Source organism: Streptomyces sp. NPDC040622 (assembly GCF_055593965.1).
The window spans coordinates 134,659-159,408 of record NZ_JBVIXD010000007.1 but is presented as its reverse complement, the minus strand read 5'-3'; the positions used below and the strand labels follow the sequence as shown (position 1 = coordinate 159,408).

The 24,750-nt window shown below is 70.8% G+C and carries 24 protein-coding genes; 21 read left to right on the top strand and 3 right to left on the bottom strand.

Going from position 1 to position 24,750, the window contains the following annotated elements; all coding sequences use genetic code 11:
- Positions 1-131: 131 nt before the first annotated feature.
- Positions 132-950 (bottom strand): peptidylprolyl isomerase, encoded by an 819-nt coding sequence (locus tag ACZ592_RS21220; RefSeq protein ID WP_471583141.1) that lies wholly within the window; start codon positions 948-950, stop codon positions 132-134.
- A 168-nt stretch (positions 951-1,118) separates the two neighbouring features.
- Here ACZ592_RS21220 and ACZ592_RS21215 point away from each other — a divergent pair, with 168 nt between their 5' ends.
- The 6 genes from ACZ592_RS21215 to rpsD all read left to right on the top strand — a co-directional run bounded on the left by ACZ592_RS21215 (position 1,119) and on the right by rpsD (position 7,173).
- On the top strand, positions 1,119-1,832 hold the full coding sequence (locus tag ACZ592_RS21215; protein WP_471583140.1) for an MBL fold metallo-hydrolase: 714 nt from the start codon (positions 1,119-1,121) through the stop codon (positions 1,830-1,832).
- A gap of 12 nt (positions 1,833-1,844) precedes the next feature.
- A complete protein-coding gene (gene hisS / locus ACZ592_RS21210; RefSeq protein WP_471583139.1) occupies positions 1,845-3,107 on the top strand; it encodes a histidine--tRNA ligase in 1,263 nt (420 codons plus the stop codon).
- A 211-nt stretch (positions 3,108-3,318) separates the two neighbouring features.
- Positions 3,319-3,963, top strand: a complete 645-nt coding sequence (locus tag ACZ592_RS21205) for a vitamin K epoxide reductase family protein (protein ID WP_471583138.1) — start codon at positions 3,319-3,321, stop codon at positions 3,961-3,963.
- Between the two features lie 46 nt (positions 3,964-4,009).
- Positions 4,010-5,371: a replication-associated recombination protein A gene (locus tag ACZ592_RS21200; RefSeq protein ID WP_471583137.1), complete on the top strand. Its 1,362-nt coding sequence runs from the start codon at positions 4,010-4,012 to the stop codon at positions 5,369-5,371.
- A 52-nt stretch (positions 5,372-5,423) separates the two neighbouring features.
- On the top strand, positions 5,424-6,200 hold the full coding sequence (locus tag ACZ592_RS21195; RefSeq protein ID WP_471583136.1) for an HNH endonuclease family protein: 777 nt from the start codon (positions 5,424-5,426) through the stop codon (positions 6,198-6,200).
- A gap of 358 nt (positions 6,201-6,558) precedes the next feature.
- Complete coding sequence (gene rpsD, locus ACZ592_RS21190) at positions 6,559-7,173, top strand: 30S ribosomal protein S4 (RefSeq protein ID WP_055543665.1); 615 nt, start codon at positions 6,559-6,561, stop codon at positions 7,171-7,173.
- Here rpsD and ACZ592_RS21185 read toward each other — a convergent pair.
- Complete coding sequence (locus ACZ592_RS21185; protein ID WP_471583135.1) at positions 7,161-9,293, bottom strand: ATP-binding protein; 2,133 nt, start codon at positions 9,291-9,293, stop codon at positions 7,161-7,163. The two genes, rpsD and ACZ592_RS21185, sit on opposite strands and share 13 nt — an antisense overlap.
- Positions 9,294-9,466: 173 nt before the next feature.
- Between ACZ592_RS21185 and ACZ592_RS21180 the strand changes: the two genes are divergently transcribed.
- The 14 genes from ACZ592_RS21180 to nusB all read left to right on the top strand — a co-directional run bounded on the left by ACZ592_RS21180 (position 9,467) and on the right by nusB (position 23,158).
- Positions 9,467-9,925, top strand: coding sequence for a DUF948 domain-containing protein (locus ACZ592_RS21180; RefSeq protein WP_471583134.1), 459 nt, complete (start codon positions 9,467-9,469; stop codon positions 9,923-9,925).
- Between the two features lie 7 nt (positions 9,926-9,932).
- Positions 9,933-10,298, top strand: a complete 366-nt coding sequence (locus ACZ592_RS21175; protein WP_471583133.1) for a DUF6167 family protein — start codon at positions 9,933-9,935, stop codon at positions 10,296-10,298.
- The gene (gene alaS, locus ACZ592_RS21170; RefSeq protein ID WP_471583132.1) at positions 10,298-12,967 is read left to right on the top strand and encodes an alanine--tRNA ligase; all 2,670 of its coding nucleotides are present in this window, start codon (positions 10,298-10,300) and stop codon (positions 12,965-12,967) included. Before ACZ592_RS21175 ends, alaS begins: the two co-directional genes overlap by 1 nt.
- Entirely contained in the window at positions 12,967-13,443 is a 477-nt protein-coding gene (gene ruvX / locus ACZ592_RS21165) for a Holliday junction resolvase RuvX (protein WP_361168937.1), read from the top strand. Before alaS ends, ruvX begins: the two co-directional genes overlap by 1 nt.
- Positions 13,444-13,567: 124 nt before the next feature.
- Positions 13,568-15,313: an endolytic transglycosylase MltG gene (gene mltG, locus ACZ592_RS21160; protein ID WP_471583131.1), complete on the top strand. Its 1,746-nt coding sequence runs from the start codon at positions 13,568-13,570 to the stop codon at positions 15,311-15,313.
- Positions 15,310-16,140, top strand: coding sequence for a shikimate dehydrogenase (locus ACZ592_RS21155; RefSeq protein WP_471583130.1), 831 nt, complete (start codon positions 15,310-15,312; stop codon positions 16,138-16,140). The genes mltG and ACZ592_RS21155 overlap by 4 nt, the downstream gene beginning before the upstream one ends.
- A 230-nt stretch (positions 16,141-16,370) precedes the next feature.
- A complete protein-coding gene (gene aroC, locus ACZ592_RS21150) occupies positions 16,371-17,555 on the top strand; it encodes a chorismate synthase (RefSeq protein ID WP_471583129.1) in 1,185 nt (394 codons plus the stop codon).
- Positions 17,556-17,584: 29 nt separating this feature from the next.
- A complete protein-coding gene (locus ACZ592_RS21145; protein WP_471583128.1) occupies positions 17,585-18,067 on the top strand; it encodes a shikimate kinase in 483 nt (160 codons plus the stop codon).
- The gene (aroB, locus tag ACZ592_RS21140) at positions 18,064-19,161 is read left to right on the top strand and encodes a 3-dehydroquinate synthase (protein ID WP_471583127.1); all 1,098 of its coding nucleotides are present in this window, start codon (positions 18,064-18,066) and stop codon (positions 19,159-19,161) included. The genes ACZ592_RS21145 and aroB overlap by 4 nt, the downstream gene beginning before the upstream one ends.
- 150 nt (positions 19,162-19,311) lie before the next feature.
- Positions 19,312-20,238 carry a Pro-rich N-terminal domain-containing protein gene (locus ACZ592_RS21135; RefSeq protein WP_471583126.1) on the top strand — a complete coding sequence of 309 codons (927 nt, stop codon included), beginning with the start codon at positions 19,312-19,314 and terminating at the stop codon, positions 20,236-20,238.
- Positions 20,239-20,344: 106 nt separating this feature from the next.
- The gene (locus ACZ592_RS21130) at positions 20,345-20,848 is read left to right on the top strand and encodes an excalibur calcium-binding domain-containing protein (protein ID WP_471583125.1); all 504 of its coding nucleotides are present in this window, start codon (positions 20,345-20,347) and stop codon (positions 20,846-20,848) included.
- Positions 20,849-20,990: 142 nt separating this feature from the next.
- Entirely contained in the window at positions 20,991-22,097 is a 1,107-nt protein-coding gene (locus ACZ592_RS21125; protein ID WP_471583124.1) for a M24 family metallopeptidase, read from the top strand.
- A gap of 57 nt (positions 22,098-22,154) precedes the next feature.
- On the top strand, positions 22,155-22,721 hold the full coding sequence (efp, locus tag ACZ592_RS21120; protein WP_055543676.1) for an elongation factor P: 567 nt from the start codon (positions 22,155-22,157) through the stop codon (positions 22,719-22,721).
- A gap of 2 nt (positions 22,722-22,723) precedes the next feature.
- On the top strand, positions 22,724-23,158 hold the full coding sequence (gene nusB, locus ACZ592_RS21115) for a transcription antitermination factor NusB (RefSeq protein WP_055543677.1): 435 nt from the start codon (positions 22,724-22,726) through the stop codon (positions 23,156-23,158).
- Between the two features lie 219 nt (positions 23,159-23,377).
- Here nusB and bldD read toward each other — a convergent pair whose 3' ends face one another.
- On the bottom strand, positions 23,378-23,878 hold the full coding sequence (gene bldD, locus ACZ592_RS21110) for a transcriptional regulator BldD (RefSeq protein ID WP_055698930.1): 501 nt from the start codon (positions 23,876-23,878) through the stop codon (positions 23,378-23,380).
- Between the two features lie 224 nt (positions 23,879-24,102).
- Here bldD and pyrR point away from each other — a divergent pair, with 224 nt between their 5' ends.
- A complete protein-coding gene (gene pyrR, locus ACZ592_RS21105) occupies positions 24,103-24,666 on the top strand; it encodes a bifunctional pyr operon transcriptional regulator/uracil phosphoribosyltransferase PyrR (RefSeq protein WP_471583123.1) in 564 nt (187 codons plus the stop codon).
- Positions 24,667-24,750 lie beyond the last annotated feature (84 nt).

Genomic DNA, 24,750 nt, shown 5'->3' with positions numbered 1-24,750 from the left:
GCCTCCTCCACATGATGCCTGCGCAGGGCCTCGGGGCCCCCGGCATCGTCCACAGTTTCGTCTCCGCCAACATAGGCGACCGGCGGGGCGGCTGTCCGCATCCCGCGCGACCGAAGTTTGCCCGGCGGCACTCAGGATTTGGTGACGGTCGCCTTGTCGACGACGACCGTCGCGTTCGGGGCGCCGTCGCCCTTCCCGCTGCTCTCACCAGCGGCGGCGATCTTCTTGAGCACCTTCATCCCCGCGTCGGAGATGGTCCCGAACGGTGTGTAGTCGGGGGGCAGCTGACTGTCCTGGTACACGAGGAAGAACTGGCTGCCACCGGTGTTCCGGCCCTTCTTCGCCTGGGCGTTGTACTGGTTCGCCATGGCGACCGTGCCCGCCGGATACACGTTCCCCTTCAGGCGCTTGTCCTTCAGGTTCTCGTCCGGGATCGAGTAGCCGGGGCCGCCCTCGCCGGTGCCCTTCGGGTCCCCGCACTGCAGCACGTAGATGCCGCCGGTGGTGAGGCGGTGGCACTTCGTGTGGTCGAGATAGCCCTTGTTGACCAGGAAGTTGAAGGAGTTGACGGTGTGCGGGGCCTTCGCGGCGTCGAGGCCGAGGCCGATGTCGCCGCACGTCGTCCTGAGGTTCATCGTGTAGTCGGCGGACTTGTCGATGTCGAGCGCCGGCTCCTTCTTGAAGCTCAGCGGCTTCACCTTGCCCGGCGCCGCCCCCTTGCACGGGTCCTTGGGCGTGCTGGAGGGCTTGGCGCCGGCCCTGTCCTCCGAGTCGCTGTCGAAGGCGCCCGCCGCGTACGAGACCGCGCCGCCCGCCACGACCACCGCGAGCGCTCCCGCGATCACCGCGTTGCGCATCCGCGCCTTGCGCCGCGCCGCCTGCCGCCGCTCGTGCTGGCGCGCCATCTTCTCCCGGGCGAGCTGCCGCCGCCGCTGCTCGTTGCTGACCACCGGGTTCTCTCCCCTTCTCATGGGACCGCGTGCGGTACCCGCCAGAGTGTGCCCCGTACCGTATATGGGTTACCTGTGGAATCGGGAGCGCCGGTAGGCTCTGATCTGCCGCGTTCTCCCCGCCGGGGGCCGCGGTGCCGCCCGCCGGACGACGAACGAAGGACGATCGTGCTCATTGCCGGGTTCCCCGCCGGGGCCTGGGGCACCAACTGTTACGTGGTCGCCCCCGCCGCAGGCGAGGAGTGCGTGATCATCGACCCGGGCCACCAGGCCGCCCAGGGAGTCGAGGACGCGCTCAAGAAGCATCGGCTCAAGCCCGTCGCGGTCATCCTCACCCACGGCCACATCGACCACGTCGCCTCGGTCGTCCCGGTCTGCGGAGCGCACGACGTGCCCGCGTGGATCCACCCCTCGGACCGGTACATGATGAGCGACCCCGAGAAGGCCCTCGGCCGCTCCATCGGGATGCCGCTCATGGGGGAGCTGACGGTGGGGGAGCCCGACGACCTGCGGGAGCTGTCCGACGGCGCGGGGCTGAAGCTGGCGGGCCTCGACTTCTCCGTCGCGCACGCGCCGGGCCATACGAAGGGGTCGGTGACCTTCCGGATGCCCGAGACCCAGGAAGTCCCCTCGGTCTTCTTCTCGGGCGATCTGCTGTTCGCCGGCTCCATCGGACGCACCGACCTGCCCGGCGGCAGCCACCCCGAGATCCTCCAGTCGCTGGCCCGCGTGTGCCTGCCGCTCGACGACTCGACCGTGGTGCTGTCCGGCCACGGCCCCCAGACATCCATCGGCCAGGAGCGCGCCACCAACCCGTATCTGCGGCAGGTGGCCGCCGGCCTGGGCGCGGACGACACGTCCGCCCCGCGACGAGGAATGTGACGAGAGAATTCCGTGAGCACCTTCAAGGCCCCCAAGGGCACGTACGACCTGCTGCCGCCCGACTCCGCGAAGTTCCTCGCGGTGCGCGAGGCGATCGCCGGGCCGCTGCGCAACTCCGGCTACGGCTACATCGAGACGCCCGGTTTTGAAAGCGTCGAGCTGTTCGCGCGCGGTGTCGGTGAGTCCACCGACATCGTCACCAAGGAGATGTACGCCTTCACCACCAAGGGCGGCGACGAGCTCGCGCTGCGCCCCGAAGGCACCGCCTCCGTGCTGCGCGCGGCCCTGGAGGGCAACCTCCACAAGGCGGGCAACCTCCCCGTCAAGCTCTGGTACTCGGGCTCCTACTACCGCTACGAGCGCCCCCAGAAGGGCCGCTACAGGCACTTCTCCCAGGTCGGCGCCGAGGCGATCGGGGCCGAGGACCCGGCGCTCGACGCCGAGCTGATCATCCTGGCCGACCAGGCGTACCGCGCCCTCGGCCTGCGCGACTTCCGCATCCTGCTCAACTCGCTGGGCGACAAGGAGTGCCGTCCCGTCTACCGCGCCGCGCTGCAGGAGTTCCTGCGCGGCCTGGAGCTCGACGAGGAGACGCGCCGCCGCATCGACATCAACCCGCTGCGGGTCCTGGACGACAAGCGGGACGACGTCCAGAAGCAGCTCGTGGGCGCGCCCTCGCTGCGCGACTACCTGTGTGACGCGTGCAAGGCGTACCACGAGCAGGTCCGCGAGCTGATCACGGCGGCGGGCGTCGCGTTCGAGGACGACGAGAAGCTGGTCCGCGGCCTGGACTACTACACCCGTACGACCTTCGAGTTCGTCCACGACGGCCTCGGCTCGCAGTCCGCGGTCGGCGGCGGCGGCCGCTACGACGGCCTGTCCGAGATGATCGGCGGCCCCTCGCTGCCCTCGGTCGGCTGGGCGCTCGGCGTGGACCGCACCGTGCTCGCCCTGGAGGCGGAGGGCGTCGAGCTGGAACTGCCCGCGTCCACCAGCGTGTTCGCGGTGCCGCTGGGCGATGAGGCGCGCCGCGTGCTCTTCGCCAAGGTGACGGAGCTGCGCAGGGCCGGGGTCGCGGCGGACTTCTCGTACGGCGGGAAGGGCCTCAAGGGAGCGATGAAGAACGCCAACCGCAGCGGTGCGCGCTTCACCGTCGTGGCCGGCGAGCGCGACCTCGCCGAGGGTGTCGTCCAGCTCAAGGACATGGAGTCCGGCGAGCAGGAGGCGGTCGCCGTGGACGAGATCGTGGCGGTGCTGACGGCGAAGCTCGGCTGAGGGCTCCGCGGCAGGTATCTGCAGAAGGCGCCGGCCCGACGGGTCTCCCGTCGGGCCGGCGCCTTCGCGCATCTCCCGTACCGGAACCGAACGGCGCGGATCCTTCGTGCGTACCTTCTTATGTCCATCCTTATGTCCATCGAACGGTGGGCAGCCGGGTGCGTGCGGCACAATGTGCGTGCCCGGACACCACGAGCGACGGAACGGCGTGATGAGCAAAACGATGTCAGCGAAGGACGACGCCCTGGACGACGACCAGGAGCACACGGACGCTCCCGGTGCCGTCGGCGGCAGCCGTGCGCTCGCCCTGCTGCTGGTGATCACGGGCGCGGCCGGTCTGCTCGCCTCCTGGGTGATCACGCTCGACAAGTTCGAGCTCCTGAAGGACCCGAACTTCCAGCCGGGCTGCAGCATCAACCCCGTCGTCGCCTGCGGCAGCATCATGAAGAGCGAGCAGGCCGAGGCGTTCGGCTTCCCGAACCCGATGCTGGGCCTGGTCACCTTCGGCATCGTGGTCTGCGTCGGCATGAGCCTGCTCGCCCGCGCCCGCTTCCCCCGCTGGTACTGGCTCACGTTCAACGCGGGCACGCTCTTCGGCGTCGGATTCTGCACCTGGCTGATGATCCAGTCGCTCTACCACATCAACGCGCTCTGCCTGTGGTGCTGCCTGGCCTGGGCCGCCACGATCCTGATGTTCTGGTACGTCACGTCCTTCAACATCCGGGCCGGATTCCTGCCCGCGCCCCGCTGGACCAAGAGCTTCCTCGCGGACTTCACCTGGGCGCTGCCCGTGATGCACATCGGCGTCATCGCGATGCTGATCCTCACCCGCTGGGGCGCCGACCTCTGGTCCTGACCGGGGCCAGGACGGATTGTCAGTGGGGTGACATAGGGTTCTCGACGTGGAGCCCGACCTGTTCACCGCCGCTGCCGAAGACCGCCAGGAGAAGGACCCGTCCAGCAGTCCCCTGGCCGTCCGGATGCGCCCGCGCACCCTCGACGAAGTCGTCGGCCAGCAGCATCTGCTGAAGCCGGGATCGCCGCTCCGCCGCCTGGTCGGCGAGGGCGGCGGAGGCCCGGCCGGACCGTCCTCGGTGTTCCTGTGGGGCCCGCCGGGCATCGGCAAGACCACCCTCGCGTACGTGGTCTCCAAGGCCACGAACAAGCGCTTCGTCGAGCTCTCGGCGATCACCGCGGGCGTCAAGGAGGTGCGCGCGGTCATCGACGGCGCCCGCCGGGCGATGGGCGGCCACGGCAAGGAGACCGTCCTCTTCCTCGACGAGATCCACCGCTTCAGCAAGGCCCAGCAGGACTCCCTGCTGCCCGCCGTGGAGAACCGCTGGGTCACGCTGATCGCGGCGACCACCGAGAACCCGTACTTCTCGATCATCTCCCCGCTGCTGTCCCGCTCCCTGCTGCTCACCCTCGAACCGCTCACCGACGACGACCTGCGCGGTCTGCTGCGCCGCGCCCTCGTCGACGAGCGGGGCCTCGGCGGCGCGGTCGAGCTGCCCGCGGAGGCCGAGGAGCACCTGCTGCGGATCGCCGGCGGTGACGCCCGGCGCGCGCTGACCGCCCTGGAGGCGGGCGCCGGCTCGGCCCTGGCCAAGGGCGAGAAGGAGATCACCCTCCAGACCCTGGAGGAGTCGGTCGACCGGGCCGCCGTGAAGTACGACCGCGACGGCGACCAGCACTACGACGTGGCGAGCGCCCTCATCAAGTCCATCCGCGGCTCGGACGTGGACGCGGCGCTGCACTACCTGGCGCGCATGATCGAGGCGGGCGAGGACCCCCGCTTCATCGCCCGGCGCCTGATGATCTCCGCGAGCGAGGACATCGGCCTCGCCGACCCCACGGCCCTGCCCATCGCCGTCGCCGCCGCCCAGGCCGTCGCGATGATCGGCTTCCCGGAGGCCGCGCTCACCCTCAGCCACGCCACGATCGCCCTGGCCCTCGCCCCGAAGTCGAACGCGGCGACGATCGCCATCCAGCAGGCCCAGGCCGACGTCCGCGGCGGCCTCGCCGGACCCGTCCCGCCCCACCTGCGCGACGGCCACTACAAGGGCGCGGCCAAGCTCGGCCACGCCCAGGGGTACGTGTACCCCCACGACGTCCCCGGCGGCATCGCCGCCCAGCAGTACGCACCGGACACCGTCGAGGGCAAGCGCTACTACCAGCCCACGCGCTACGGCGCCGAGGCGCGGTACGCGGACGTGGTCGAGCGGGTCCGCGCCCGCCTCAAGGGCGAACAGCCCGAGAGCTAGCGTTCCGGCCGCCGACAGGCGGGCCCCGCCCCCGCCGCCTACGCTCGGCGGCATGCGCACAGCGGCCACAGGAGCGACGGGGGCGCTCATCGTCCTGGCCGCCCTCGCCACTGCCTGCACCCCGCCGCAGCTGGAGCGCGGCGCCGCACGCCGCTCGTCGGCCACGGAGACGGCCGAGCCCTCCGGGGCGAGCGCGATGCCGACGACCTCGCAGCCCTCCCCGGCGTCGAAGGTCCCCCTCGCCAGTGCCGGCTTCCCGCCCTCCGTCGAGCGGGCCCGCGACCAGCTGGCCCGCCTCACCGTCGCCCGGGGCGAGAACTGGCAGACGTACAAGCGCTCCGCATTCGGCGTGGGCTGGTCGGACGAGACCGACGCCCCCGGCGGGCGCAACGGCTGCGACACCCGTGACGACGTGCTGCGCCGGGACCTGAAGAACCTGCGCGAGGGCGACCGCAACCCCTGCGTCGTCCTCTCCGGCACCCTGATGGACCCCTACACCGGCAAGGAACTGCCCTACTTCTACCGCCGTGCCTCCCAGATCCAGACCGACCATGTCGTCGCCCTCGGCGCCGCCTGGCGGGCCGGCGCCTGGGCCTGGACCCCGCAGCGGCGCCTCACCTTCGCCAACGACCTGGACGTCCTGCTCGCCGCCGACAAGGACACCAATTACCGGAAGAGCAGCCAGACCCCCGACAAGTGGAAGCCGCCCCGCAAGGAATACTGGTGCGAGTACGGGCGCCGCTGGACCGGGATCAAGGCGAAGTACGGGCTGACGGTCACCGCCCCCGAGAAGCTCGCCCTCCAGGACCTCCTCGGCACCTGCCGCTGATCCGCCCGGCGGCCCGTGGCCGGGGCACCTCGCCACACCCGGTACACTTGCCCGAAGTGCTGCGTCCCGTGAACGGTCTCGTACCGATCACCACCAGAACGGGACATCCAGCCGGAGCCCAGGCCCTCGGGCCGGGGATCTCCAGGAGCGTCGCGCACCGTCGAAGGTGTCGCGGGCAGCCCACCACCACCCGGAGTCCGGGAATCGGTCGGTGGGCCACTCGCGTGCTGCACATAGTGCCCAGACCAGGGAGCGGCTGCCTCACGAGCCATGGCTCATGAGGTTTCCCAGGCTGCGGATGCGACCTCCCCTAACCACTGGTGAAGCCGATGTCACTTAAGAACAGAGAGGTTGGTTCATGCCGAACCAGTCCCGCCCCAAGGTCAAGAAGTCGCGTGCCCTCGGCATCGCGCTGACCCCGAAGGCCGTCAAGTACTTCGAGGCCCGCCCCTACCCGCCGGGCGAGCACGGCCGTGGGCGCAAGCAGAACTCGGACTACAAGGTCCGTCTGCTCGAGAAGCAGCGTCTGCGCGCGCAGTACGACCTCTCCGAGCGCCAGCTCGTCCGTGCCTACGAGCGTGCGTCCAAGACGCAGCTCAAGACCGGTGAGGCCCTGGTCATCGAGCTGGAGCGTCGTCTCGACGCCCTGGTTCTGCGTTCGGGCATCGCCCGCACGATCTACCAGGCCCGCCAGATGGTCGTGCACGGCCACATCGAGGTCAACGGCGGCAAGGTCGACAAGCCGTCGTTCCGCGTCCGTCCCGACGACGTCGTGATGGTGCGCGAGCGCAGCCGCGAGAAGCCGCTGTTCCAGGTCGCGCGTGAGGGTGGCTTCGCCCCCGACGGCGAGACCCCGCGCTACCTCCAGGTGAACCTGAAGGCCCTGGCCTTCCGCCTGGACCGCGACCCGAACCGCAAGGAGATCCCCGTGATCTGCGACGAGCAGCTCGTCGTCGAGTACTACGCCCGCTGACCCGGACGTAGCTCACCCTGCTTCAGCCCGTCGCCTCCCCGCCCTTCCTGGCGGGGCAGGCGGCGGGTTCGCTCGTTTCCGGGGTCGGAGCGCAGCGCCCGCGCCACCGCCGCGTCCAGACCGAGCCCCGCCCCCGCCCGCACGCACTCCTCGTACCGCGCCTCGCCGAGTGCCTCGCGGGCCCGCTCCTCGCACACCGCGTGCGGCCCGCCGAAGTGGACCGAGCCGAACAGCGGCAGCCCCACCGAGCTCCAGATGCGGGACGCGGCGCCCTGCAGCACCGCCGCCTCCGCCGGATCGCCCTCCGTCACGGTGAACAGCGCGAGCAGCTCGATGGACAGGACCGTGCCCAGCAGGTCGTGGAAACGGTGGTCGAGATCGAGCGACTCGGTGAGCAGCTCCCGCGCCGTGCCCGCCTCGCCACGGGTCCAGGCCGCGTAACCGAGGACGTAGAGGGCGTACGCGAGGGTCCAGCGCTCGCCGTGGTCCTCGCAGACCCGGCGGACGTCCTCGCACAGCTCCACCGCGAGGGCCAGATCGCCGCGGAAGGCCAGCGCCATGGCGAGCTCGGCCTGCCCCATCAGGACGTTGCTGTTGAGCTCGCCGATCTCCCGGTACTGCTCCAGCGCCGAACGCAGCAGCGTCTCGGCGCGCGGCAGATCGTCCGTGACCAGCGCGAGACAGCCGATGCGGTGCTCCGCGTACGCCGTGGCGATCGCCGAACCCGTGCGCTCCGCGCCGTCACGGCACTCGTGCAGCGCGGCGAGGGCCGCGACCGTGTCGCCCTGCAGCACCGCCACATAGCCGAGCACCCACAGCGCCTTCAGCCGCGAATCGTCGTGGCCGCCGTCCAGCTCCAGGGCCCGGTCGAGCCAGTGCCTGCCCTCCGCGAGCCGACCGCAGCCCGCCCAGTAGAACCAGAGCGTGCCCGCCAGGTACTGGCCGAGGTGCGCCTCGTCCTGCTCGGTCAGACAGAACTCCAGCGCGGCGCGCAGGTTGGGCAGTTCGGCGTCGACCAGTGCGGCGACCTCCGGCTGGCGCGGCGAGAACCAGTCCAGCTCGCACCAGGTGGCGAGCCCCATGTACCAGTCGCGGTGCCTGCGCCGCATGCGGGCGCTCTCGCCCGCCGCCTCCAGCCAGTCGGCGCCGTAGGCCCTGACCGTGTCGAGCATGCGGTAGCGCACGCCCGCGGGCCACTCCTCGCGGGTCACGACGGACTGCGCGAGGAGCTCGTCAAGGACGTCGAGCACGTCGTCGGCGGGAAGGCCGTCACCGGCACAGATGTACTCGGCCGCCTCCAGGTCGAACTGCCCGGCGAACACCGAGAGGCGCGACCACAGCAACCGCTCCCGCGGCGCGCACAGCTCATGGCTCCAGCCGATCGCCGTGCGCAGCGTCTGGTGGCGCGGCAGCGTGTCGCGCCGGGCGCCGGTGAGCAGCCGGAACCGGTCGTCGAGCCGGGCGAGCAGCTGTGCGGGGGAGAGGGCCCGCAGCCGGCCCGCGGCCAGCTCCACGGCGAGCGGGATCCCGTCCAGGCGGCGGCACAGCTCCATGACGTCCGCGCGGTTGTCGTCGTCGAGGGCGAAGCCGGGCAGCCCGGCCGTCGCCCGGTCGAGGAAGAGCGCGGCCGAGTCCGGCCCCGGCATCGGGGCGAGCGGCATGAGCCGTTCGCCCTCGGTCTCCAGCGGCCTGCGCCCCACGGTGAGCACCCGAAGGCCGGGGGAGCGCACCAGCAACTCGCGGACGAGGGCGGCGCAGGCGTCGACGAGGTGCTCGAAGCCGTCCAGGACGAGGAGCAGTTCCCGCTCGGCGAGATGCGCGAGCAGCACCTCGCGCGGTGGCCGCTTCGTGTGGTCGGTCAGCTCCAGGGCCTCGACGACCGCGTGGTCCAGCAGGTCCGGGTCGCGCAGCGCCGTGAGGTCCACCAGCCAGGCACCGTCGCGCAGTCTGCTCCGCGACGCGGCGCGCACGGCCAGCCTGGACTTCCCGACCCCGCCGACCCCGGTCACCGTGACCAGGCGGCCGGCCTCCAAAGCGGTGGCCAGCTCGGCGAGTTCGACGTCGCGCCCGACGAAGGCGTTGAGCTCCAGGGGGAGATTGCCGGGCTGAGAAGGTCGCATGGGGTACGGAGCGTACTCATTCGTATGCGGTCCGTACAATCACTTCGCGCAACTCCCGCCATGGCGAAGGGGAATCCGGTGCGGAGCGGCGCCCCCGGCGCGATAGGGTCGGAGGACGACTTTTCGATGTTCAGGGACGAAGTTCAGGGACGAGATCCAGGGAGCGGTGCCAAGTGTCCGGTGGAGAGGTTGCCGGGGTCCTGGTGGCCGTCTTCTGGGCGATCCTGGTCTCCTTCCTCGCGGTGGCACTGGCGAGGCTGGCCCAGACGCTCAGGGCGACCACCAAGCTCGTCGCGGACGTGACCGAGCAGGCGGTTCCCCTGCTGGCCGACGCCTCCACCGCGGTGCGCTCCGCGCAGACGCAGATCGACCGTGTCGACGCCATCGCCTCCGACGTCCAGGAAGTCACGTCGAACGCGTCGGCGCTGTCCACGACGGTCGCCTCGACCTTCGGCGGCCCGCTCGTGAAGGTGGCCGCGTTCGGCTACGGCGTACGCAGGGCCATCAGCCGCAAGGCCGACCCCGCCGCAAAGGAAATGCCCCCCAAGCCGTCCCGTCGTACGGTGATCGTGGGTCGCACCGTCCCGTCCGCACGAAGGACCAAGCGGGCCAACCGGAGTAAGAGGGACTGACGCAGCGATGTTCCGCCGTACGTTCTGGTTCACCGCGGGCGCAGCCGCCGGCGTATGGGCCACCACCAAGGTCAACCGCAAGCTCAAGCAGCTGACCCCCGAGAGCCTCGCCGCGCAGGCGGCGAACAAGGCCATCGAGACGGGGCACCGCCTGAAGGACTTCGCGCTCGACATCCGCGACGGCATGGCCGAGCGCGAGGCCGAACTGGGCGAGGTGCTGGGGCTGCAGGACCACCCCGACGCCGAGCTGCCCGTGCAGCGCCGCTTCGCGGTCATCGAGAACCACAACAGCAACAAGAGCAACACGATCGACAAGAAGACGCAGTACGTCGAGAACACGACGCACTCGTACGACCGGAATGAGGACCACTGATGGAGTCGGCTGAAATCCGCCGCCGCTGGCTGAGCTTCTTCGAGGAGCGCGGCCACGCCGTCGTCCCTTCGGCGTCGCTCATCGCGGACGACCCGACTCTGCTCCTCGTCCCCGCCGGCATGGTGCCCTTCAAGCCCTACTTCCTGGGTGAGGTCAAGCCGCCCGCCCCGCGCGTCACCAGCGTGCAGAAGTGCGTGCGCACGCCCGACATCGAAGAGGTCGGCAAGACCACCCGCCACGGCACGTTCTTCCAGATGTGCGGCAACTTCTCGTTCGGCGACTACTTCAAGGAGGGCGCCATCACGCTCTCCTGGGAGCTGCTGACCAGCCTGGTGGCCGACGGCGGCTTCGGCCTCGACCCCGAGCGCCTGTGGATCACGGTCTACCTCGACGACGACGAGGCCGAGCAGATCTGGCGCGAGAAGGTCGGCGTCCCGGCCGAGCGCATCCAGCGCCTGGGCAAGAAGGACAACTTCTGGTCCATGGGCGTGCCCGGACCCTGCGGCCCGTGCTCCGAGATCAACTACGACCGCGGTCCCGAGTTCGGCGAAGAGGGCGGCCCCGCCGTCAACGACGAGCGCTACGTGGAGATCTGGAACCTGGTCTTCATGCAGTTCGAGCGCGGCGCGGGCGACGGGAAGGAAGACTTCCCGATCCTCGGCGAGCTCCCCTCGAAGAACATCGACACGGGCCTCGGCCTCGAGCGCCTCGCCATGATCCTGCAGGGCGTACAGAACATGTACGAGACGGACACCCTGCGCGTCGTCATGGACAGGGCCACCGAGCTGACCGGTGTGCGCTACGGCGCCGAGCACGGCTCGGACGTCTCCCTGCGCGTGGTCGCCGACCACATCCGTACGTCCACGATGCTCATCGGCGATGGCGTCACGCCCGGCAACGAGGGCCGCGGGTACGTTCTGCGCCGCATCATGCGCCGCGCCATCCGCAACATGCGCCTCATGGGTGCCACGGGTCCGGTCGTCAAGGACCTCGTCGACGTCGTGATCGACACGATGGGCCTGCAGTACCCGGAGCTCGTCACCGACCGCAAGCGCATCGAGACCGTCGCGCTCGCCGAAGAGGCCGCCTTCCTCAAGGCCCTCAAGGGCGGCACGAACATCCTCGACACCGCCGTCACCGAGACCAAGGCCGCCGGCGGCAAGGTCCTCGCCGGCGACAAGGCGTTCCTGCTGCACGACACGTGGGGCTTCCCCATCGACCTCACCCTGGAGATGGCCGCCGAGCAGGGCCTCTCCGTGGACGAGGACGGCTTCCGCCGCCTGATGAAGGAGCAGCGGGACCGCGCCAAGGCCGACGCCAGGGCCAAGAAGACCGGCCACGCCGACCTGCACGCCTACCGCGAGATCGCGGACGCCTCCGGCGCCACCGACTTCACCGGCTACGCCCTCACGGAGAACGAGGCGCAGATCGTCGGCCTGCTGGTCAACGGCGTCTCCTCGCCCGCCGCCACCGAGGGCGACGAGGTCGAGATCGTCCTGGACCGCACCCCGTTCTACGCCGAGGGCGGCGGCCAGATCGGCGACACCGGCCGCATCCGTCTGGACAGCGGTGCCGTCGTCGAGATCCGGGACGTGCAGAAGCCGGTGCCCGGCGTGCACGTCCACAAGGGTGTCGTCCAGGTCGGCGAGATCACCGTCGGCGCCCCGGTGTGGGCGTCCATCGACGACCACCGCCGCCGCGCCATCGCCCGCGCGCACTCCGCCACGCACCTCACGCACCAGGCGCTGCGCGACGCGCTCGGCCCGACGGCGGCCCAGGCCGGTTCGGAGAACCAGCCCGGCCGTTTCCGCTTCGACTTCGGTTCGCCGTCCGCCGTGCCCACGGCCGTGATGACGGACGTCGAGCAGAAGATCAACGCGGTGCTCTCGCGCGAGCTGGACGTCCAGGCCGAGGTCATGTCGATCGACGACGCCAAGAAGCAGGGCGCCATCGCCGAGTTCGGCGAGAAGTACGGCGAGCGCGTGCGCGTCGTGACGATCGGCGACTTCTCCAAGGAGCTGTGCGGCGGTACGCACGTCCACAACACCGCCCAGCTGGGTCTGGTCAAGCTGCTCGGCGAGTCCTCCATCGGTTCCGGAGTGCGCCGCATCGAGGCGCTGGTCGGCGTCGACGCGTACAACTTCCTCGCCAAGGAGCACACGGTCGTCGCCCAGCTGCAGGAGCTGGTCAAGGGCCGTCCCGAGGAGCTCCCCGAGAAGATCTCCGGCATGCTCGCCAAGCTGAAGGACGCCGAGAAGGAGATCGAGAAGTTCCGCGCGGAGAAGGTCCTCCAGGCCGCCGCCGGTCTCGTCGACTCCGCCAAGGACGTACGCGGCGTCGCCGTCGTCACCGGCAAGGTGCCGGACGGCACGGGCGCCGACGACCTGCGCCGGCTGGTCCTCGACGTGCGCGGCCGCATCCCGGGCGACCGCCCCGCCGTCGTGGCCCTGTTCACCACGGCCAACGGCCGCCCGCTGACGGTCATCGCCACCAACGAGGCCGCACGTGAGCGCGGTCTCAAGGCCGGCGACCTCGTCCGCACGGCCGCCAAGACCCTCGGCGGCGGTGGCGGCGGCAAGCCGGACGTCGCCCAGGGCGGCGGCCAGAACGCGGCGGCCGTCCCGGACGCCATCGCCGCCGTCGAGCGCCTCGTCACCGAGACGGCCTGATGACCGAGGGCATGCGCAGGGGCCGGCGTCTGGCCATCGACGTCGGTGACGCCCGGATCGGGGTTGCCTCGTGCGACCCCGACGGGATCCTGGCCACGCCGGTGGAGACGGTGCCGGGGCGTGACGTCCCGGCGGCCCGGCGTCGGCTGAAGCAGCTGGCCGACGAGTACGAGCCCATCGAGATCGTCGTCGGACTCCCTCGTTCCCTCAACGGGGGCGAGGGCCCGGCGGCCGCCAAGATCCGCGCGTTCACCCAGGACCTCGCCCGCATGGTGGCCCCCATTTCGGTGAGGCTCGTGGACGAGAGGATGACCACAGTGACGGCCAGTCAGGGCCTGCGCGCCTCCGGCGTGAAGTCCAAAAAGGGCAGGTCTGTCATCGATCAGGCCGCGGCGGTCATCATCCTCCAGCAGGCTCTGGAGTCCGAACGGGCGTCAGGTAAAGCTCCCGGCGAGGGCGTCGAAGTGGTCATCTGATCGCGATACGGTAACGTTCCGCGCGATGCGGCGGTGTTCGAACAGCTGCCGCACAGCATCAAGAGGCGGAACGGTTGCCCGGCCATCCAGACGGCGGCCCCGCCTCGCGGCATGTAGGGGATCGATGACTGAGTATGGCCGGGGCCCAGGCTCCGAACCGTGGCATCCGGAGGACCCGTTGTACGGGGACGGCGGATGGGGAGGACAGCAGCCCGCGGGCGGCCAGTCCCCCTACGGCGGCCAGGGGCAGTACCACCCTCAGCAGCCGCACCAGCATCAGCAGCAGGCTCCGCACCAGTCGCAGTACGGCGGTGACTGGAGCACGGGCCAGCAGCAGACCTACGGCCGGCCGTACGACGGTCAGCAGCAGTACGAGAGCCAGCAGCAGTACGACGGAGGGCCGGTCCACGGGTACAACGGCGGCCACGACCAGGGGTACGACGGCGGCGCGGACCAGGGTTACAACGGTGGCTGGGACACCAACCAGCAGGGTCAGGCCCCTTACGCCGCCGACCCGATGGACCCCTACGGCAGCCAGCAGGCCGGCTACGGCGCCGAGGGCCACGACTACTACGCCACGCCCGATGCCTATGCGCCGCCGGAGCCGCCCGGCCGACGCCGGGAGCCCGTCCCCTCCGAGCCCGGGGCGGGGGCGGACTGGGATCCGGGTCCCGACCAGGGCGAGCACGCGTTCTTCGCGGGTGGCGGGGACGACGACGGCTACGACGATGACGACGAGCCCGGCCGCCGGGGTGGCCGCGGCGACCGGCGCGGCGGACGTGGCGGAAAGAAGCCCAAGAAGCGCCGCAGCGGCTGTGCCTGCCTGGTCGTCACCCTGGTCTTCGCGGGTGGCCTCGGCGGAGTGGCCTATTTCGGCTACCAGTTCTACCAGGATCGTTTCGGCACGGCCCCGGACTTCGCGGGCGAGGGCTCGGGGGCGGCCACGGTCGACATCCCCAAGGACTCCGGCGGCTACGCGATCGGGCAGAAGCTCAAGGAAGCGGGCGTCGTCAAGAGCGTCGACGCGTTCGTCTCCGCGCAGGGGCAGCACCCGGACGGCCAGTCGATCCAGGCGGGCGTGTACGTGCTGAAGAAGCACATGTCCGCCAAGAGCGCCGTCGCGCTGATGCTGAACCCGAAGAGCCGCAACAATCTCATCATTCCCGAGGGCCGCCGGAATGCATGGGTTTACAGCAAGATCGACGATCGCCTTGACCTGAAGAAGGGCACCACGGAAAAGGTCGCCCAAAAGGAATGGAAGAACCTCGGACTTCCTTCCTGGGCGAATACCAACAAGGACATCAAGGATCCGCTCGAAGGATTCCTCTACCCCTCCAGCTATCCGGTCGCCAAGAGCCAGAAGCCCGAGGACGTCCTCAAGAAGATGGTCGCCCACGCCAGCGAGAAGTATGACGAGCTCGGCCTCCAGGCGAAGGCCAAGGAACTGAATCTGAAGGACCCGCTGCAGGTCCTCACCGTGGCGAGCCTCGTCCAGGCCGAAGGCAAGTACAAGCACGACTTCGAGAAGGTCGCCACCGTCGTCTACAACCGTCTCAAGCCCAACAACACTGAGACGTATGGCCTGTTGGACTTCGACTCGACGGTGAACTACCTGCGCGGTGAGTCCAAGCTCGGCACCGGCACGGTGGACGAACTCCGCAAGCTCGAGGACCCGTACAACACCTACAAGATCAAGGGTCTGCCGCCCGGGCCGATCGGAAACCCGGGCGAGGTCGCGCTGAATTCGGCGCTGAATCCCGCCAAGGGCAACTGGTACTACTTCGTCTCCGTCAGCGAGGACAAGACACTCTTCGCCGAGACCAACGAAGAGCAGAACCGGAACCGTGACAAATACCTGAAGGGGCAATGAGCGCTCAGAAGCGACGAGCCGCAGTCCTCGGCTCCCCGATCGCCCATTCCCTCTCCCCGGTGCTGCACCGTGCGGCATATGAAGAGCTGGGGCTGAGTGAATGGTCGTACGACCGATTCGAGATCGATGAGGCGGCGCTGCCCGGATTCATCGGGGAGCTCGGCCCCGAGTGGGCGGGGCTGTCGCTGACGATGCCGTTGAAGCGGGCGATCATTCCGCTGCTCGACGAGGTCAGCGCGACCGCCGGGTCCGTCGAGGCCGTGAACACGGTGGTGTTCACGGAGGACGGCCGCACGGTCGGCGACAACACCGACATCCCCGGCATGGTCGCGGCGCTCCGCGAACGCGGCATCGAGCAGGTCGAGTCGGCCGCGATCCTCGGCGCGGGCGCCACCGCCTCGTCCGCCCTGGCCGCGCTCGCCCGGATCTGTACGGGCGAGGTCGTCGCGTACGTCCGCAGCGCGGCCCGCGCCGCCGAGATGCGGCAGTGGGGCGAGCGGCTCGACGTGGAGGTGCGGACCGAGGACTGGGAGGACGCCCGCGAGGCGCTCGGCGCCCCGCTGGTGATCGCCACGACTCCGGCCGGCACCACGGACACGCTGTCCGCCCTGGTGCCCGAGCGTCCGGGCACCCTCTTCGACGTGCTGTACGACCCGTGGCCCACCGAGCTCGCGGCCCGCTGGTCGGCGTACGGCGGAGCGGTCGTCAGCGGACTCGACCTGCTCGTGCACCAGGCGGTGCTGCAGGTCGAGCAGATGACGGGCCTCGCCCCCGCGCCGCTCGCGGCCATGCGCAAGGCGGGGGAGCACGCGCTCGCCGCACGGTAGAGCCTGCCTCGCGAACCCGTCGGGAGCTCTTCGGGAGCCCTGGTTCACGCGTCGCCCAGGTCGCGCCCCGGTCGCGCTGCGGTCGAGGCGTGGCCGAAGCGGTCCGTCAGGTGGACCGGACGCCGGATCCCGCCTCCGGTCGTGGGAGGATCGGGGGTGGCGGGCCAGGGCCGCGCACCCGGCCGCGCCGTCGAAGACCGCAGTTCGAGGCGCGAGCATGAGGAGCACCGTTGAGCAGGTTGCGTTGGCTGACCGCGGGGGAGTCGCACGGACCCGCGCTTGTCGCGACGTTGGAGGGTCTTCCCGCCGGCGTGCCGGTCACCACGGAGTTGGTGGCGGATCACCTGGCGCGGCGGCGTCTTGGGTATGGGCGTGGTGCGCGGATGAAGTTCGAGCGTGATGAGGTCACGTTCCTGGGTGGTGTGCGGCACGGTCTGAGCATGGGCTCGCCGATCGCGGTCATGGTGGGTAATACGGAGTGGCCGAAGTGGGAGCAGGTGATGTCAGCCGATCCGGTGGATCCGCAGGTTCTGGCGGATCTGGCGCGTAATGCTCCGCTGACGCGTCCGCGGCCTGGTCACGCTGATCTGGCGGGGATGCAGAAGTACGGCTTCGACGAGGCGCGTCCGGTCCTGGAGCGTGCTTCGGCGCGTGAGACGGCGGCGCGGGTGGCGCTGGGTGCGGTGGCGCGTTCGTTTCTGAAGGAGGCGGCCGGTATCGAGGTCGTCTCTCATGTCACGGAGCTGGCGGCGGCGAAGGCGCCGTACGGGGTGTATCCGACGCCGGCGGATGTGGAGAGGCTGGACGCGGATCCGGTGCGGTGTCTGGACGCGGATGCGTCGGAGGCGATGGTCGCGGAGATCGACCAGGCCCACAAGGACGGTGACACCCTGGGTGGTGTGGTGGAGGTCCTGGCCTACGGGGTGCCGGTGGGTTTGGGTTCGCATGTGCACTGGGACCGGCGGGTGGATGCGCGGCTGGCTGCCGCGCTCATGGGGATCCAGGCGATCAAGGGCGTGGAGGTCGGCGACGGCTTCGGCCTCGCCCGGGTGCCCGGATCACAGGCGCACGACGAGATCGTCACGACCGATGACGGCATCAAGCGGGCCTCGGGCCGCTCCGGTGGTACGGAGGGCGGGCTGACCACGGGTGAGCTGTTGCGGGTGCGGGCGGCGATGAAGCCGATCGCGACGGTGCCGCGTGCGCTGGCGACCATTGATGTGGCCACGGGTGAGGCGGCCAAGGCGCATCACCAGCGTTCTGATGTGTGTGCGGTGCCGGCGGCCGGGATCGTGGCGGAGGCGATGGTGGCGCTGGTTCTCGCGGATGCGGTGGTGGAGAAGTTCGGGGGCGACAGCGTGCCCGAGACGCGGCGCAATGTGCGGTCCTACCTCGACCACCTGCAGATCCGGTGAGTGGGCCGCGGGTTGTTCTTGTCGGCCCGATGGGCGTGGGCAAGACGACGGTGGGTGAGTTGCTGGCCGAACGGCTCGGTGTCTCGTTCCGGGACACCGACGCCGACATCGTGGCCGCTCAGGGCCGCGAGATCTCGGACATCTTCGTCGATGAGGGGGAGGCGCACTTCCGTGCGTTGGAGAAGGCAGCCGTCGCGACGGCCCTCGCCGAGCACGCCGGGATCCTCGCCCTCGGCGGCGGCGCCGTCCTGGACGAGTCGACGCGCACGCTGCTCGCCGAGCACTCCGTCGTCTGTCTGTCGATGGACGTCGAGGAGGCCGTCAAGCGCACCGGCCTCAACCAGGCGCGCCCCCTGCTCGCGGTCAACCCCCGCAAGCAGTGGCGCGAGCTGATGGACGCCCGCCGGCATCTCTACGCCGAAGTCGCCCGCGCGGTCGTCGCCACCGACGACCGTACCCCCGATGAGGTCGCCCAAGCGGTCCTCGACGCACTGGAGTTGAAGGAAGCATGACGACGGAGCAGACCCCCACCCGTATCCACGTCGGTGGCACCGCCGGTACGGATCCGTACGAGGTCCTCGTCGGTCGGCAGCTCCTCGGCGAGCTGCCCGGGCTCATCGGCGACCAGGCCAAGCGCGTCGCCGTGATCCACCCCGAGGCGCTCGCCGAGACCGGTGACGCGCTCCGCCAGGACCTCGCCGACCAGGGCTACGACGCGGTCGCCATCCAGGTGCCGAACGCCGAGGAGGCCAAGACGGCGGAGGTCGCCGCGTACTGCTGGAAGGCCCTCGGGCAGTCCGGCTTCACGCGCAGCGACGTCATCGTCGGCGTCGGCGGCGGTGCCTCCACCGACCTCGCCGGGTTCGTGGCCGCGACCTGGCTGCGCGGGGTGCGGTGGATCGCCGTGCCGACCACGGTGCTCGGCATGGTCGACGCGGCGGTCGGCGGCAAGACCGGCATCAACACCGCCGAGGGCAAGAACCTCGTGGGTTCCTTCCACCCGCCGGCCGGTGTCCTGTGCGACCTCGCCGCCCTCGACTCGCTCCCCGTGAACGACTACGTCTCCGGGCTCGCTGAGATCATCAAGGCCGGCTTCATCGCCGACCCGGCGATCCTGGAGCTCATCGAGGCGGACCCGGAGGCGGCCCGTTCGCCCGCCGGACCGCACACCGCCGAGCTCATCGAGCGCTCCATCAGGGTCAAGGCCGAGGTCGTCTCGGGTGACCTGAAGGAGGCGGGCCTGCGCGAGATCCTCAACTACGGACACACCCTCGCGCACGCCATCGAGAAGAACGAGCGTTACAAGTGGCGGCACGGCGCCGCGGTCTCCGTCGGCATGCACTTCGCGGCCGAACTCGGCCGTCTGGCAGGCCGCCTGGACGACGCGACGGCCGACCGGCACCGCACGGTCCTCGAATCCGTCGGGCTGCCGCTGACCTACCGCTACGACCAGTGGCCCAAGCTGCTCGAGACCATGAAGGTCGACAAGAAGTCCCGCGGCGACCTGCTGCGTTTCATCGTCCTGGACGGCCTCGGCAAGCCGACCGTCCTGGAGGGACCCGACCCGGCTGTCCTGCTCGCCGCGTACGGCGAAGTGGGCCAGTAGACGCTCTCCGTGGCCCTGCTATCCGGCCACGGGCACCTCACGGGCTCCCCGGCCGTTCACACAACGGCGGCCGGGGACGGTACCGTTCGGTAACGGGCGGCCCGGCCGCCGCCCGACCAGCGTCAGTCGCACGAGACGGAGTGGCACCGGATGCAGCACGCAGTGGGGTCTCCGCTGCCGCCGCCCCCTCAGCCGGGGCACGGACCGGCCACCGGCTGGTCGCCGGCCGCACACCACCCGGGCGCGCCACCCCCCGGGGCGGCGCCGGCGGGCGCGGTTCCTCCCGCCCCGGGATTCACGGGCGGCCAGGCGCCGCACGCCGCGCACGCGCCGGGCCCCGCCCCGGTCCAGCACGCCCCGGCGGCCCCGCAGCCCCCTCAGCACGGGCAGCAACCGCCCCAGCAGGGGCCCGTGCCCGTGCCGCCGTCCCCGGACACCACGGGGCACGTGCAGCTGCCGCCCGGCGGTCCCGTGACGATGCCGAGCCCCCCGCAGGGCACGGCGCCCACCGACACCGGCGGCACGACGCTCGCCGTGCTGCTCATCGGTCCCGCCGGCGCGGGCAAGACGAGCGTCGCCAAGTACTGGGCCGAGCACCGGCGCGTGCCGACGGCCCACATCAGCCTCGACGACGTGCGCGAGTGGGTGCGCTCCGGGTTCGCCGACCCCCAGTCGGGCTGGAACGACCACTCCGAGGCGCAGTACCGCCTGGCCCGCCGCACCTGCGGCTTCGCCGCGCGCAACTTCCTTGCGAACGGCATCTCCTGCATCCTCGACGACGCGGTCTTCCCCGACCGCCCCGCCGTCGGCCTCGGCGGTTGGAAGCGGCACGTGGGACCCGGCCTGCTGCCCGTGGTCCTGCTCCCCGGCCTGGAGATCGTCCTGGAGCGCAACGCGCAGCGCAGCGGCAACCGCCGCCTCACGGACGAGGAAGTCGCCCGCATCCACGGCCGCATGGCCGGTTGGTACGGCTCGGGCCTGCCCATCATCGACAACTCCCAACTGGACGTCCCCGCCACGGCCAGGGTCCTGGACGACGTCCTCGCCCGGGCCATCGCGAGCCCGCCCCAGTGGTAGCGCGCCCCGCCGGTCACGGTTGAGCCACTGAGTCCCCGCACCGCCTTCCCGCGGTCCGGTACCAGGACTACGGTCATGCCCCTGGAATGAGCCCGGGGGGCATGACATGACCAATCCGTACGGCACACCACCCAACCCGCCCGCACCACCGGGCGGTCCCCGGACCGCTCCCAGGTGGGCACGCAAGCGGTACGTGCTGCCCGCCCTCGCCGTCGCCCTGTTCGTGGGGGTCGGCATAGGCACCGGGGGCGACACGACCGGCGACGAGAAGGCCGGCGCGACCGTCACCAAGACCGCGACGGCCACCGCCACCGCGACGCCGAGCCAGGACGCGGGGCCGACCCCGACCGTCACCGTGAAGGCGACCAAGACGGTCAAGGCGACGGAGACGGTCAGGGCGACCAGGACCGTCACCGTCACCCGGGCCCCGGCGGGCGGAGGGTCCGACGACGGGGGCTCGGGCGGCTCCGGGTCCGGCGGGGGCGGCTCCGTGTACTACCAGAACTGTTCCGAGGCCCGCGCCGCCGGCGCCGCTCCGGTCCGGCGCGGCGAGCCCGGCTACGGCAGGCACCTCGACCGGGACGGCGACGGAATCGGCTGCGACAGCTGAGCGGGCCGCGACGGCTGAGCGGGCCGCGACGGCGTGCCGCGGCACAGCGAGGCCGGCGGCGGGCGGCGGCTCACACGTGCCCCGCCGCCCGGTCGGACGCGCCCGCCGGGCCGTGCGGTGATCGCGCTCGTAGGCTCGCCCCATGTCAGAGGTCTACGAGGTCCGCAGGGAGCGGGTACGGGAGCGGTGCGCCGCCGGCGGTGGCGCGGCGGCGTTGATCTCCCGGCCCGCCAACGTCCGCTATCTCGCCGGTGCGGCGCCGCACGGCGCGGTGCTCCTCGTCGGCAAGGACGAGGACGTACTGCTCTGCGGGCGCCCACCCGGTGACCAACCGGGCGAAGGGCGGCCCGACGAGGCGCTGCGGACGCAGGTGCTGCCCACGACGGGCGCCGACCCGGCCGTCGCCGGAGCGGGGCTCGCGGCCGCCCAGGGGGTCGAGGCGCTGGCGGTCGAGGAGCACCATCTGACCGTCGCAAGGCACCGGGCGCTCGGGTCGGTGGAGCCGCGGCTGCGGCTGACCGATCTCGGGACGGCCGTCGAGCAGTTGCGGCTGGTCAAGGACGTGGAGGAGCTCTCCTGCCTGCGGATCGCCGCGGAGATCGCCGACCAGGCGCTGGGGGAGCTGCTGGAGTCGATTCTCGTGGGGCGCACCGAGCGGCACCTGGCGTTGGAGCTGGAGCGGCGGCTGGTCGACCACGGCGCGGACGGCCCCGCGTTCCCGACCTCGGTCGGCACCGGGCCCAACTCCGGCAAGGGCGGCCACCGGCCGTCGGACCGGCGGGTGGAGGAGGGGGACTTCCTCTCCGTCTGTCTGGGGACGAGTTACCGCGGATACCGCTGCGAGATCGGGCGCACGTTCGTCATCGGGACCTCGCCCGCCGACTGGCAGATCGAGCTGTACGACCTGGTCTTCGCCGCGCAGCGGGCCGGCCGCGAGGCTCTCGCACCCGGCGCCGCCTGCCGTGATGTGGACCGCGCGGCACGCCACGTACTGGACTCCGCGGGCTATGCGGAAGGTCTCGCTCCGGTGACGGGACACGGTGTGGGGCTCGAAATCGACGAGGACCCGCAGTTGGCGCCCGCGGCCATGGGTAAACTGGATGCCTGCGTGCCGGTCACCGTCGAACCGGGGGTTCACCTCCCGGGCCGGGGTGGTGTCCGGATCGATGACACGCTCGTCGTGCGCCCCGAGGCGGACGGCGGACCCGAGCTACTCACCATCACGACCAAGGAACTGCTCGCGCTCTAGCGCGCGTGCGCCCCCGGGGTCGTCCACCAGTCAGTCAGTGCAGGAGATTCCGCAACCGTGGCTTCCACGAACGACCTCAAGAACGGCCTGGTGCTCAAGCTCGAAGGCGGCCAGCTCTGGTCCGTCGTCGAGTTCCAGCACGTCAAGCCCGGCAAGGGCCCGGCCTTCGTGCGCACCAAGCTCAAGAACGTGCTCTCCGGCAAGGTCGTCGACAAGACGTTCAACGCCGGCGTCAAGGTCGACACGGCCACGATCGACAAGCGCGACATGCAGTTCTCCTACATGGACGGCGACTACTTCGTCTTCATGGACATGGAGACGTACGACCAGCTGCACGTCGACCGCAAGGCCGTCGGTGACGCCGCCAACTTCCTGATCGAGGGCTTCACCGCCTCCGTGGCGCAGCACGAGGGCGAGGTGCTCTACGTCGAGCTGCCCGCCGCCGTCGAGCTCGTCATCCAGGAGACCGAGCCGGGCGTCCAGGGCGACCGCTCCACCGGTGGCACCAAGCCCGCCACGCTGGAGACCGGCCACCAGATCCAGGTGCCGCTCTTCATCACCACCGGCGAGAAGATCAAGGTCGACACCCGTGACAGCGGCTACCTCGGCCGGGTGAACAGCTAACCGTGGCTGCTCGTAATACGGCCCGCAAGCGCGCCTTCCAGATCCTCTTCGAGGCAGACCAGCGCGGTACCGACGTCCTGACGGTGCTCGCCGACTGGGTGCGCCACTCGCGGTCCGACACCCGGCAGCCGCCGGTGAGCGAGTACACGATGGAGCTCGTCGAGGGGTACGCGGAGCATGAGCGCCGCATCGACGAACTCATCTCGCAGTACGCCGTCGGATGGACCCTGGACCGCATGCCGGTCGTCGACCGGAACATCCTGCGGCTCGGCGCCTACGAACTCGTCTGGGTCGACGGGACGCCGGACGCCGTGGTGCTCGACGAGGCGGTCCAGCTCGCCAAGGAGTTCTCCACGGACGAGTCACCGGCCTTTGTCAACGGCCTGCTGGGACGCTTCAAGGACCTGAAGCCGTCCCTGCGCCGGGACGAGGCGTAAGTCGGTAAGGCGTCCCCGTACGTCATCGGAGGGCCCGCGGCGCAATGCCGCGGGCCCTCCGATTTGTCGCCGCCCGGACCGCGCGCGGAATTCCGTGGTGGGGCGAAATGCCGTCGTGGGCGAAATGCTCCGGGAAATGCGAAAAAACCGCCGGGGTGGCCGCGGCCTTTCGGCTGCGGCCACCCCGGCGGCACGTTTCTGCTGATGTGTGGTGCGGGATCAGACCTCTTCGTGGGCGACCGCACGCCGGGCGTCCGCGTCCAGGACGCCCCAGCTGATCAGCTGCTCGGTCAGGACCGAGGGGGACTGGTCGTAGATCACGGCGAGGGTGCGCAGGTCGTCCTGGCGGATCGAGAGCACCTTGCCGTTGTAGTCACCGCGCTGCGACTGGATCGTGGCGGCATACCGCTGCAGGGGGCCCGCCTTCTCGGCCGGCACGTGGGCCAGCCGCTCCAGGTCGAGGACGAGCTTCGGCGGCGGCTCGGCGGCGCCACCGGGAGCCGTACCGGGCAGGAGCTCCTGGACGGGGACGCCGTAGAAGTCCGCCAGCTCGGCGAGGCGCTGCACGGTCACGGCACGGTCGCCGCGCTCGTACGACCCCACCACGACCGCCTTCCAGCGTCCCTGGGACTTCTCCTCGACGCCGTGGAGGGAAAGGCCCTGCTGGGTACGGATCGCGCGGAGCTTGGCCCCGAGCTGCTTGGCGTATTCGCTGGACATATAGCTCCCCGGACGCTGCGACAATCATGCGGCTCCGCCGCGTGGCTGGTAACTCACTGTGAGGTTACGCAGCGTTACTTGCTTGCGTCAAGCCGAGAGGTCCTTACCGCCCCTTCGGTGGAGGCTGATGACGTGCTCGCTCTTGAGTACTGGTAGTCTGACTGGCGCAATTTCGACGTCCTTTAACGTCCGTCCCGTGAGGCGGAGAAGGAGGTCCGTTTCATATGGACACGAATGACCCCGGTGTCGCGCGCCCCGTGCTCGAAGGCCCGGACATCGCGCGGGTGCTGACCCGCATCGCCCACGAGATCGTCGAGCGCGCCAAGGGCGCCGACGACGTGGTTCTGCTCGGCATTCCCACCCGCGGCGTCTTCCTCGGCCGCCGGCTCGCCGAGAAGCTCCAAGAGATCACCGGACGCACGATCCCGGTCGGCTCCCTCGACATCACCATGTACCGCGACGACCTGCGCATGCACCCGCCGCGCGCGCTGGCCCGCACCGAGATCCCCGGTGACGGCATCGACGGCCGCCTGGTCGTCCTCGTCGACGACGTGCTCTTCTCCGGCCGCACCATCCGTGCCGCCCTCGACGCGCTGAACGACATCGGCCGCCCCCGTGCGGTACAGCTCGCCGTGCTCGTCGACCGCGGCCACCGCGAGCTGCCCATCCGCGCCGACTACGTGGGCAAGAACCTCCCCACGTCGCTGCGGGAGACGGTGAAGGTGCAGCTCGCCGAGGAGGACGGCCGCGACGCCGTGCTGCTCGGCGCCAAGCCCGCCTCCGCCTAGCACCGGCTTCCTCCCTCACGGGCCCAGGGGCACACCCCTGCGCGCCCGCGCGCCCGCAGACCTCCACACACCGGAGTACACGCA

Coding starts and splice junctions, on each gene's coding strand:
- rpsD (WP_055543665.1), top strand. CDS start 6,559: ATGCCGAACCAGTCCCGCCCCAAGGTCAAGAAGTCGCGTGCCCTCGGC.
- alaS (WP_471583132.1), top strand. CDS start 10,298: ATGGAGTCGGCTGAAATCCGCCGCCGCTGGCTGAGCTTCTTCGAGGAG.
- mltG (WP_471583131.1), top strand. CDS start 13,568: ATGACTGAGTATGGCCGGGGCCCAGGCTCCGAACCGTGGCATCCGGAG.
- ruvX (WP_361168937.1), top strand. CDS start 12,967: ATGACCGAGGGCATGCGCAGGGGCCGGCGTCTGGCCATCGACGTCGGT.
- ACZ592_RS21145 (WP_471583128.1), top strand. CDS start 17,585: ATGGGCGTGGGCAAGACGACGGTGGGTGAGTTGCTGGCCGAACGGCTC.
- ACZ592_RS21175 (WP_471583133.1), top strand. CDS start 9,933: ATGTTCCGCCGTACGTTCTGGTTCACCGCGGGCGCAGCCGCCGGCGTA.
- ACZ592_RS21135 (WP_471583126.1), top strand. CDS start 19,312: ATGCAGCACGCAGTGGGGTCTCCGCTGCCGCCGCCCCCTCAGCCGGGG.
- ACZ592_RS21155 (WP_471583130.1), top strand. CDS start 15,310: ATGAGCGCTCAGAAGCGACGAGCCGCAGTCCTCGGCTCCCCGATCGCC.
- ACZ592_RS21185 (WP_471583135.1), bottom strand. CDS start 9,293: ATGCGACCTTCTCAGCCCGGCAATCTCCCCCTGGAGCTCAACGCCTTC.
- bldD (WP_055698930.1), bottom strand. CDS start 23,878: ATGTCCAGCGAATACGCCAAGCAGCTCGGGGCCAAGCTCCGCGCGATC.
- ACZ592_RS21195 (WP_471583136.1), top strand. CDS start 5,424: ATGCGCACAGCGGCCACAGGAGCGACGGGGGCGCTCATCGTCCTGGCC.
- aroB (WP_471583127.1), top strand. CDS start 18,064: ATGACGACGGAGCAGACCCCCACCCGTATCCACGTCGGTGGCACCGCC.
- ACZ592_RS21205 (WP_471583138.1), top strand. CDS start 3,319: ATGAGCAAAACGATGTCAGCGAAGGACGACGCCCTGGACGACGACCAG.
- pyrR (WP_471583123.1), top strand. CDS start 24,103: ATGGACACGAATGACCCCGGTGTCGCGCGCCCCGTGCTCGAAGGCCCG.
- ACZ592_RS21125 (WP_471583124.1), top strand. CDS start 20,991: ATGTCAGAGGTCTACGAGGTCCGCAGGGAGCGGGTACGGGAGCGGTGC.
- ACZ592_RS21130 (WP_471583125.1), top strand. CDS start 20,345: ATGACCAATCCGTACGGCACACCACCCAACCCGCCCGCACCACCGGGC.